This is a genomic window from Actinosynnema sp., assembly GCF_052038725.1.
Map to the genome: position 1 here is coordinate 1 of NZ_JBQGCX010000351.1, position 3508 is coordinate 3508.

Sequence of the window (3508 nt, forward strand, 5' to 3'; positions counted from 1 at the left end):
CGGGAGCGGCGGGGGTCGCGGCCGGGCTGACCGGGCCGTGGACGAGCTGACCGCCCTGCGCGCCCGCCGCCTGCGCGGCCTGGGGCTGCGCGGACTGGAGCTGCGCGGACTGGGGCGCGGGCGGGATCGGGGTGGCGCTGCCCGCCGCGGTCGCGCCGCCGGGCGGCGTGCTCCCCGGCGGGGTGGTGCGCGCGCCACCGGGCTGGGCGCCCGGCACGACCTGGGTCGCGGCGGGGCCCTGCCCGGTCGACGCGGCCCTGGCCTCGGCCGCGGTGATCCTGTGGGTCACGGAGGACGCGGGCAGGGCGTGCGCGAGGTCCTTGAGCGAGATCGTCTGGGTGGTGGACTGGGTGGCGGCGCGCCCCGCCTCGGCCAGCTCGGCCGGACCGAGGTGCTTCGTCGCCCCGTCGGGGATCACCCCTTCAGGGTGACCCGTACGGGTGATGCCCTGGATGAGGGTCGTCGTGGCGGGCGCGACGAGCGCGGCCACGTCCAGCGCGGACAGCACCCTGGTCGCCGCGGCGCCCGGAGCCTCGGTCCCGTCCTCCTCCTCGGCGCGCGCGGGTGCTCCCGGAGGGCCGCCGAGCGCGTGCGCCGCCGCGACGTCACCGGGCCGCACGACCTGGGTCGACGCCGTGTCGGCGGGTGGCGTCGGGCCGGTCGCGGGCGCCTGCGCCCCGAGGAAGCCCGCGGGCGCGGCCTGCGTCAGCCGCACCGTGTTCCCGTCAGTCATCCACTACCCCCTAGCACTGCGTTCTCGCCGCAACCTCGCCGCGCGTTACCGGCGCGCGCGGCCACACGCCCTGGACGCGCCCCCTTAGATGTACCCGCTACCCAAGTTGGTTCCAAGGGGTAGCGAAATGACTACCGGAGATGCGAATCGAACCAGTTCAGGGCGCGCTGCCACGCGTCCGAGGCGTTGGACGGCGAGGTGTCGAAGCGGTGCTCGGAGTCGTCGTAGCGGACGACGTCGGTGGCCACGGGGGCTCCGGCGGCGGCGTCGCGGAGCTTGGCGACCTCGGCGGCGGGCACCCCGTCGTCCGACGCGCCGTAGAGCCCGAGCCACGGGCAGGCCAGCTCCTGCGCGAGGTCGACCAGCGGGGGCAGCCCGGCGGCGAGCGGTTCGAGGACGCCACCGCCGCCGACGGTCACCGCCGCGCCGACGCTGCGGCTCGCCGCGACCGCCATCGCGACCGACCCGCCGAGGTCGAAGCCCATGACGCCCATCAGGTCGGCGCTCACACCGCGCTGGCCGAGCCAGACGAAGGCCACGTCGGTGTCCGCCAGGACGGACTCGCCGTCGAGCCCGCTGACGGCCGTGCCCGCCTGGTCGTCGTCGAGCTCGTCGTCCGCGTACAGGTGGGGCGCGACGGCCAGCCACCCCTCGGCCGCGAGGCCGCTCACCAGACCGCGCACGGCGTCGGTGACACCGCGCGCCTCGTGCAGCACGACCAGTCCGCCGCGCACGGCGGACTCCGGCTCGGCGACGGTCATCCGCAGCTCGCGGCCGTCGGTGAGCTGGAGGGTCTCGATGCGGGTCTGCTTCATGTCCCAACCCTTCCACGCCGGGGTGAACAGCGGTCAACGTGAGGATCCGTACTCCGCGTGTGCAACATCTCGGTTTGCAGGGGATAACGTGCAGGTCGGACCCGGAACAAGGAGACCTTGGATGAGCGTGCGCACCCGCCCGGACCTCTCGCTGCTGCCCCCGTACGTGCCGGGCCGGAGCGTGCCGGGGGCGATCAAGCTGGCGAGCAACGAGGTGTCCGCAGGACCGCTGCCCAGCGTGGTGCGGGCGATCGCGGACGCGGCCACGTCGGTCAACCGCTACCCGGACAGCGGGTCGGGGGCGCTCGTGGAGCGGCTGAGCGGGAAGCTCGGGGTGCCCGAGGAGCAGATCGCGGTGGGGTGCGGCTCGGTCACGCTGTGCCAGCAGCTCGTGCAGGCGACCTGCGGCGAGGGGGACGAGGTGCTGTTCCCGTGGCGGTCGTTCGAGGCGTACCCGATCATCACGCAGGTCGTGGGCGCCACCCAGCGGCGGGTGCCGCTGACCTCGGGGCACGGGCTGGACCTGGACGCGATGGCGGAGGCGATCACGCCGAGCACGCGGCTGGTGTTCGTGTGCAACCCGAACAACCCGACCGGGACGGCCGTGCGCACCGAGGAGGTGGAGCGGTTCGTCGAGCGGGTGCCGGAGGACGTGCTGGTGGTGCTGGACGAGGCGTACAAGGAGTTCGTGGACGACCCGCACGTGCCGGACGGGGTCGAGCTGGCCAAGGCGCACTGGTCGCGGGGGCGGGACAACGTGGCGGTGCTGCGGACGTTCTCCAAGGCGTACGGGCTGGCGGGGCTGCGGGTCGGGTACGCGGTCGGGTCGCCGGAGGTCGCCGACGCGCTGCGGAAGGTGTACGTGCCGTTCGGGGTGAACGCGCTGGCGCAGGTGGCGGCGATCGCGTCGCTGGACGCCGAGCCCGAGCTGCTGGAGCGGTGCCGGGGGCTGGTCGTGGAGCGGGGGCGGGTGCGGGCGGAGCTGCTGGCGGCCGGGTACGAGGTGCCGGAGACGCAGGCGAACTTCGTGTGGCTGCCGCTGGGCGAGCGGACGGCGGCGTTCAACGAGCACTGCCTGGACCGGAAGGTCGTGGTGCGGGCGTTCGCGGGCGACGGGGCGCGGGTGACGATCGGGTCGCCGGAGGAGAACGAGGCGTTCCTGGCGGCGGCGCGGTCGTTCGAGCGCTGAGGCCGCGGCGCGGGCGGTCCCCCTCTTGCGGCGGGGCCGCCCCGGCGCCGGTCAGGCGAGCAGGAGCTGGGCGATGGCGGCGAGCCCGACGAGGACGATGACGCCGCGCAGCACGGGCGGCGGGAGCCTGCGGCCGACCTTCGCGCCGATCTGGCCGCCGACGACGGCGCCCAGGGCGAGGAGCAGGACGACCAGCCACTCGACGTCGGCGATGAAGATGAACAGGACGCCTGCGACGAGGTTCACGAAGGCGGTGAGCACGTTCTTGAGGGCGTTCATGCGCTGGAGCTGGTCGTCCACGAGCACGCCCATGAGCCCCATGACGAGCACGCCCTGGGCGGCGCCGAAGTAGCCGCCGTAGATGCCCGCGAGGAAGATCCCGGTCCAGAGGGCGGCGCCGCCGTGCGCGGGCCGCCGGCGCTCGGCGAGCTTGCGGTTGATCCACGGCTGGGCGACGACGAGCACGAGGGCGACGGCGATGAGCACGGGCACGATCGCGGAGAACGCCGACTCGGGCAGCACGACCAGCAGGACGGCCCCGACGATCCCGCCGAGGACCGAGGCGGGCAGCAGCCGCTTGACCCGCTCCCCCTGGCCCTTGAGCTCCTCGCGGTACCCGTAGGCGCCGCTGAGCGAGCCGGGGACGAGGCCGAGGCTGTTGGAGACGTTGGCGACCACGGGCGGGTAGCCGATGGCGAGCAGGACGGGGAAGGTGACGAGCGTGCCGGAGCCCACGACGGTGTTGATGGCGCCCGCGAACATCCCCGCGAG

3 protein-coding genes and 1 pseudogene are annotated in these 3508 nt (G+C 74.6%); 1 reads left to right on the forward strand and 3 read right to left on the reverse strand.

What is annotated here, in order from left to right:
* Window positions 1-733 (reverse strand): annotated as a pseudogene (locus ACTUAL_RS07040) (hypothetical protein); the annotation flags it as partial.
* Between the two features lie 131 nt (window positions 734-864).
* Window positions 865-1548: a dienelactone hydrolase family protein gene (locus tag ACTUAL_RS07045; protein WP_096491041.1), complete on the reverse strand. Its 684-nt coding sequence runs from the start codon at window positions 1546-1548 to the stop codon at window positions 865-867.
* Between the two features lie 121 nt (window positions 1549-1669).
* Here ACTUAL_RS07045 and hisC point away from each other — a divergent pair, with 121 nt between their 5' ends.
* The gene (gene hisC, locus ACTUAL_RS07050; protein ID WP_440899678.1) at window positions 1670-2737 is read left to right on the forward strand and encodes a histidinol-phosphate transaminase; all 1068 of its coding nucleotides are present in this window, start codon (window positions 1670-1672) and stop codon (window positions 2735-2737) included.
* Between the two features lie 51 nt (window positions 2738-2788).
* Here hisC and ACTUAL_RS07055 read toward each other — a convergent pair.
* Window positions 2789-3508, reverse strand: a 720-nt coding sequence (locus ACTUAL_RS07055; protein ID WP_440899679.1) for a sulfite exporter TauE/SafE family protein, incomplete at its 5' end; no start/stop codon positions are given.